Source organism: Thermoflexus sp., from assembly GCF_042408365.1.
In the GTDB taxonomy this organism is placed as follows: Bacteria; Chloroflexota; Anaerolineae; order Thermoflexales; family Thermoflexaceae; genus Thermoflexus.
Genome location: NZ_JBHOQJ010000203.1, coordinates 1 through 2,113 on the forward strand (window position 1 = coordinate 1; position 2,113 = coordinate 2,113).

General features: G+C 60.4%; 2 protein-coding genes. Both read right to left on the bottom strand.

From position 1 onward, the window contains the following. Positions 1-36: 36 nt before the first annotated feature. A complete protein-coding gene (locus ACFMO5_RS09520; RefSeq protein WP_376792513.1) occupies positions 37-564 on the bottom strand; it encodes a CinA family protein in 528 nt (175 codons plus the stop codon). 170 nt (positions 565-734) lie between these two features. Beyond that, positions 735-1,667, bottom strand: coding sequence for an acetamidase/formamidase family protein (locus ACFMO5_RS09525; protein ID WP_376792514.1), 933 nt, complete (start codon positions 1,665-1,667; stop codon positions 735-737). Between the last annotated feature and the right edge of the window lie 446 nt (positions 1,668-2,113).

The following is a 2,113-nucleotide window of genomic DNA, read 5'->3' on the forward strand; positions in this document are numbered from 1 at the left end:
GCCGAAGGCGGCCCCACCCCGCAAAGAAATCAACTTTCAAGTCCCCTGAGGATTCTCAGGAAGCGGCTTTCCTTCCAGTGTAGCCTCCAGAAGCTCCAACGCGGCTTCGACCGCGAGCGCTTTGTTGCCCTGGCGATCGGACCCGCCGAGGATCTGGCGGACCTGGATCCCATGAGGGCTGGCCAAGGCGATGTAGATCCGTCCCACCGGTTGGTTTTCGATCGGATCGGGCCCGGCGACGCCGGTGATCGCAAGGGCGAGATCCGCCTGGAACAGGCGACGGACTCCTTCTGCCATCTCCTGGGCGGTCTCCGCGCTGATGGCCCCAAAGCGGGCCAGGGTCTCCTCGCGAACATGGAGCACGCGGGTTTTGATCTCGTTCCGATAAGCGATCACCCCGCCGAGGAAATAGGTGGAGCTGCCGGGGACGTTCGTCAGGCGGTGGCTGAGCAGACCCCCGGTGCATGACTCCGCGACTGCCAACCGCCATCCCCGCGCCTGCAACTTCGCGCCCACCCGGGCGGCTCGATCCTGATCCGGATGTTCCATGTTGGGCTGAAACACTTGGATCCTTTTGGGCAGCGATTATGCTTTATCCGCTTGAGGCTGCTGAGAACATCCGGGGGAGGAGTCATCCATCCCTCCCCCTTTCTCTCTCCCTCCCCACAGCCCAAAGGGATGTGGGGAGGGGAAAGCCCATCGAGGGTGTGAGGCGGCCTAAGTCGGCCAGGCGATTACTGGAAAATGCTCAAGGGCATGTAAGCCGTGACGATCCAGTTCGGTTTATCGACGACTTCGCTGATCTTCAGATCGACCACCACGCTGGCCAGGATATAGGCCTCTTCGCGGCTCATCCGGTACGTATGGGCGATGTGGTCCACCATATACCGCACGGCCTTCTTGGCAGCCACCATGAGGTCGGGGGCGATCCCCGTGGTCGCATAGTAGCCTTTCTCGTCGTATTTAGAGGTCAGCGGTTTTGGACAGAGGAACTGGGGCTCTTCGATGGAGCGTCCTTTGTGGAGGTGGAATCGAAGCACCGCATACATCGGGGCCTCAATGGCGGTGACGCAGATCTCCCCATCCCCCTGCGCGGCATGGGCATCCCCTACAGAGAAGAGAGCCCCTTCTACCTGCACGGGCAGGAAGAGGCGCGCACCCTTCGTGAGGTGTCGGATGTCCATGTTCCCGCCGAAGGGTCCGGGCGGCATCACCGGGTGCTCACCGGGCTCTTTCGGCGCCACGCCCATGGTGCCGCAGAAAGGATCCAGGGGGATGCGGATATCCTCGCGGAAGAAGGTGTGATCGCCAGGCGAGAGATCCCAGATTTTGAGATAGGGCTGCTCGAATTCCTCTGCCAGAAGCCCGAAGCTGGGGATGATCCCAGTCCATCCCCAACCCTTGGGATGTAGATCCACGATCTCGACTTCCAGGACATCCCCCGGCTGGGCGCCCTTTACGTAGAGCGGGCCAGCCAGGGGATAGATGCGGCTCCAATCCAGACGGGTGAGATCCTCAGCCGTGGAGGCGGGGGTGATCTGGTTGTCGGTCACATCCCGCAGCTCGTAGATCACCGTGTCCCCAGGTTCGATCTCGATAACGGGCGGCAGAGTGTTGTTCCACACATAGTGCACGCGGTCGGGGGGGAACAGATGGGTTCGGGACATGGCCCACCTCCTGAAATCGGATTCGGTGAAAAGAAAGTGGATACTTGGGATCTGGAGGCGCGCCGAAGAAGCGCCCCACCTTCTACTATATTGGCATCTTACGCCGGATTCCTTTCCCAGGGTGACATGGCTTTTCAAAGTTCTGACAAAGACAGCGTAATGGTGAAGAAGTGAATGGTCTCTTCTCCTCCCCGCGGTCCAAAGGGCCGCGGGGAGGAGAAGAGAAAAAATTCTTCGGGGCTGGGCCGGGGGCCTTTGGCCCTCAGCCCAGCCCCCGGAAACCCCAAACAAAGCAGTACTTGGCCAATATTAGAACTCTGAAACGCCATGCCAGGGCGAAGCTCAATAGAGTCACCCTCTTTACCCAAAATTATAATAGGGGCCACGGGACTCGGGGTCTGCTGGAAGAGGAAATGGGCTTGTGGGTGGGGTGCGGACGCCGAAGG